The 1,704-nt window shown below is 65.4% G+C and carries 2 protein-coding genes; both read right to left on the bottom strand.

The window, feature by feature from the left end:
* Positions 1-674, bottom strand: a 674-nt coding sequence (locus tag EN994_RS30065; protein ID WP_164746357.1) for an ABC transporter transmembrane domain-containing protein, incomplete at its 3' end; no start/stop codon positions are given.
* A gap of 9 nt (positions 675-683) precedes the next feature.
* A complete protein-coding gene (locus tag EN994_RS30060; RefSeq protein WP_127308081.1) occupies positions 684-1,694 on the bottom strand; it encodes a glycosyltransferase in 1,011 nt (336 codons plus the stop codon).
* Positions 1,695-1,704: the final 10 nt, after the last annotated feature.

Raw genomic sequence — 1,704 nt, 5'->3', positions numbered from 1 at the left:
AGGTGAAGCATCTGCGAGGCGAGGTGGCCGTTGCGCGAGGCGACGCTGCGGCTTGGCTCCTTCAGATTGGCTGAGAGCATGGCGTGCGCGATCTGGACGAGCGCCAGTCCGAGCGTGACCAAAAGCGTCATGCGCCACGAAAGCAGCAGCAGGAAAGCCAGGAGGATGATGGCGGCCGATGCGCTGACGATGGCCGACAGCATGATCTGGATCGCATCGGAAGCCCGCCAGGATTCGTTGGAGATGATGTTGAGCAGGCGTCCGGGGCTCTGCCGCAGGAAGAACGGGTAGCCGACCCGCAACAGCTGCTCCGACAGGGCGCTGCGGATGGAATGGCTTGCCTTGCCGGAGATGAAGGTCGTCAGCAGCGTGTTGGCGAAGGCGAAGACGTTCTTCAGGATGATCGAGCCGAGGATGGCGGCCGAAATGACGATCAGCCGGTCGCGCTCGCTCAAGCCCGATCCGACGTGCTGGAGGACGGCGGAGAAGCCTGCCATTCCGGCGGCATCCCCGTGTCCCATGATGATGCCCAGCAACGGGATGATCAGGCCGATGCCGAACCCTTCGAGGACGGCGCTGACCAGGCCGAGAATCACCACCGCCGGAAGCAGGCGCAGTTGCCGCTTTCCGAACGCCCGGAACAGCATCGGCAGGTTTGGCGGCAGCATTGGCATTACAGCGTTTCACCTCGCCTGGGCATTGGCTTGTTGATCTTGCCGCACCGGTTCGGCCCGCGGCCGTCTGACCAGCAGGAGAACCGCGAACCTGGCCGCGCCGAGCAAATTCATGGCGACGATCGGCCAGTGCGGCAGGTTGAGTTCACGATCGAAGGCGGGTCCTCCCGCCAATTCCCTGAAAGCCCCTCTTGCGGCCCAGTAGAAATGGCGAAGCAGCCAGGGCGCGTGGCGAACATGCTTCAGGCAGAGCCCGCCATTGCCCAGGCTGTAGTCGCGATGCAGCTTTTCGATGGCTTTGCGATCCCGCCGGCCGTGATGGTGGAAAATCGTCATGTCAGGCACATACTCGACCGCGATGCCGAGCAGCATCGCGCGCACGAGGTAATCGGTATCCTCGGCCGACCGCAATGGTCCGCCGGCGCCGAAGCGTTCGTCGAAATAGCCGATGCGGGCCGCTACATCGCGGTGCATCGTCATGTTGCAGCCCAGCACGAAACCGCCGGGATGAACATCTGGCGTCAGCCGCTCGCGCGCCCACGACCGCTTGATGGTGAACGGCAAATCCCTGGCATCGCCAAGCTCGACACGGCCGCCCCGGATGAGCCATTGTTCCCCGGACGCATAGTGTCGCTCCAGATCGCGCAGATAGTCGCGATGGAGCGCGCAGTCGTCGTCGACGAAGACCAGCACACGGCCGCGCGCGCGCCTCAGCCCGGCGTTGCGCGCAGCCGCCAATCCGGGGCGCGGCTCGCAAACGGGCGTGAACGGAATGTCCGACGCAGCCGCGATGCTGGCCAGGCGTTCGGCCGTGCGGTCGCTCGAACCGTTGTCGACGACCACGAGTTCGGCGGCGAAGCCGGCATGTGCGCGGCATGCGGCTTGCACCGACTTGATGCAGGCATCGAGCACGGCGACGCGGTTGCGCGTGCAGATGATGAAGCTGACTTCCGGCGCCGCTCGTTCCGGGCGGGGACCGGCCGGGGCGGGGCCAAGCGCCGTCGAACGATCGCGCTGCAGGGGTTGGTTG

Origin of the sequence: Mesorhizobium sp. M7A.F.Ca.CA.002.09.1.1, from assembly GCF_003998555.1 — a bacterium.
In the GTDB taxonomy this organism is placed as follows: Bacteria; Pseudomonadota; Alphaproteobacteria; order Rhizobiales; family Rhizobiaceae; genus Mesorhizobium; species Mesorhizobium ciceri.
The sequence above is the reverse complement of the archived record's forward strand: the minus strand, read 5'-3'. Positions and strand labels throughout refer to the sequence as shown.